Source organism: Priestia sp. P5_B4 (genome assembly GCF_056400385.1).
On sequence record NZ_JBFULJ010000582.1, the window covers coordinates 1 to 2444 of the forward strand.

The 2444-nt window shown below is 31.3% G+C and carries 2 protein-coding genes; one reads left to right on the forward strand and one right to left on the reverse strand.

The annotated features are described in order from the left end of the window. Positions 1–452: 452 nt before the first annotated feature. Positions 453–1217 carry a COG4705 family protein gene (locus tag AC1DRF_RS23240; protein ID WP_427075395.1) on the forward strand — a complete coding sequence of 255 codons (765 nt, stop codon included), beginning with the start codon at positions 453–455 and terminating at the stop codon, positions 1215–1217. Between the two features lie 597 nt (positions 1218–1814). Here the strand turns inward: AC1DRF_RS23240 and AC1DRF_RS23245 are convergent. Beyond that, positions 1815–2444, reverse strand: a 630-nt coding sequence (locus AC1DRF_RS23245) for an MFS transporter (RefSeq protein ID WP_477741806.1), incomplete at its 5' end; no start/stop codon positions are given.

Here is a 2444-nt window from a genome sequence, read left to right on the forward strand (position 1 = left end):
TAATATTACTAACTACTTCTTAAATATCATCCATCTTTGAACTCTTAGTAATTGTTTGAGGTTCCTCTTCTTTTAATGAACTTTAAAGTTCAGAAGCTGAGGGCATAACGTTATATTTTAAAAATTTGACTCACATAATTCCAATTTAATACTGTGCAATGAAATTTAAATGAAATTTAAATGAGGATTTAATGAAAATAAATATTTTATAAAAACGTTATGGTGCAATTATTTATTCAATATTTAAGAGTTGATAAAACATTCATAAAAAGTTTTTTATAGAAATCTCATTAAATTCTTATCTACTTTTCATTTTGGTTTTAGAAAGAGGCTGTACAGTTTAAATTGCAATGATAAAACTTTCAAGGAATTTTCCAAGAAAAAAATTAGGTAAGGGTGCCGTTTACTTAAAAGAATAAACACTTAGCACAAGAAGGAGAGAAAAATTAAGAATGCAAGCATTATCGCCAATGAATAAAATTGCACAAATTACACTTGTTTTTTGGATTATGAAAATTTCAGCTACGACACTGGGGGAAACGGCCGGTGACTTATTAGCACAGACGTTAGGGGTTGGATATGGAGTTAGTACGCTGATCTTTTTCAGCATATTTTTAATTACACTTATAGCTCAACTGAGCTCTAATAGGTATATTCCAGCCCTTTATTGGACTGTTATTCTTTCAACTAGCGTAGCTGGCACAACATTGTCAGATTTTATGGATCGTACACTAGCATTAGGTTACGCAAAAGGCTCAATGATATTAATCACTATATTGTTGTTGATATTTGCATACTGGTATTTTAGCGAGCGCTCATTGAATATCAATTATATTAGAAACCGTAAGGCTGAAGTACTTTATTGGATTGCAATTCTTTTCTCAAACACATTAGGTACAGCTTTAGGAGATTTTTTGTCTGATACGTCTGGACTTGGATATATAGGCGGAGCTATTTTAATCGGCAGCTTACTAGCCTTCATCGTTATATGTACCTTCTATACAAAAATTTCTCGTGTATTTTTATTCTGGATAGCATTTGTTTTAACTCGTCCTTTCGGAGCAACGTTTGGGGATCTTTTAACAAAGCCACATGAAAAAGGTGGTTTAGACTTAGGCACGGCAGGATCTTCTTTAGTGCTAATCTCCATTCTTATTGCTTTTATGATCTATACAACATTTAAACAAAATAACATAAGTTCAGAACAAGCGCTGTAGATTTTATTTTTATTGATTACATTATAAAGCCCATAAAGAGAACACTTCTAATGAAGTAACTGATTGCATCAATCAAGCTGTTCAGTATACGAATTCATTTACAGGATCTCTAATGTGAATATTTATCTATACATTGAGCAAACTACTAAAGACGCTGTGAAGCTTCCGTTTGGTAATCCTCACTTTTCGAGTTGACAGCAAGCTGCCTAAAAAACCTTCTGGTATAAAAGAAATCAGGAGGTTTTTTTATTATGAATAGAAGACGAATATTAAGACAAACTATCTATACAGATACAGTTTCTAAAAAAAGCCTACCTCTGACAAATCAGGTAGACTTTTTTTAATTAATACATAAGCTAATGATAATTTGAGCAAACTACTCAAGATGTGCAAAAGCATCAAAACTAACTTCTAATTATGTCACAGAAAAGACTACCGRTCCCTGATGGGCCTGTAGTCTTTTCTGTTTTTAAAATGTATATAATATATTTTCAGTTAATATAAAATAAATTCTAGGTACAAAAATAAGTAATGCCTATTAATTAAGGCACTACTTATTTAATGAATATTGTAAATGAGTAATTGGCAAAGAAATCTTTACTGGTGATGGGTACTATCCTTTTTATTACTATATAGGAAAGATTTAATCGAAAATGAGTTTGCCCAGGATAAGTAAGTGTACGCTAGGATAGGGATAATTATTGTACATAGTAAGAAATACTGTATAACAATTTCCTTTGGAAGGAGATCTAACATGATAGAAACAATCATCACACTTAAAATACTGCCCATTTGACGTGCAAGATTTACTAAAGAGGATATTTCGTTATGGTACATTTCATCAGTTGCCAAGAAGGCTGCATTCATTAATACAGGAGCAATTGCTCCAGAAAAACCTAGAAGGATAAAGCTGGCTGGAATGAGAGGAGGTACTTTTGTTATCGAAAAGTAAACCAATAAAATTATACTTCCACTTATAATTGCAAATAAACAAAGTTGTTGTGTTAAAGTTTTCCCGAACTTATTAACTAATATAGGTGATAAAAATGATGATAACAGCATCGCAGATAATGTTAATGGCAGAAATTTAATACCCGTTTCAAGGGACGATAGGTGCAAATTTTCTTGGTAGTAAATGGAGATGAAATATATAATTCCATATATTGAAAAGTTATAAGTGAAACCATTTATCAAACTTGAAATATTTAATCTTGAAAACATTTGTCG

Bases quoted from the DNA above. Each gene is read 5' to 3' on its own strand.
- AC1DRF_RS23240 (WP_427075395.1), top strand. From the start codon at position 453: ATGCAAGCATTATCGCCAATGAATAAAATTGCACAAATTACACTTGTT.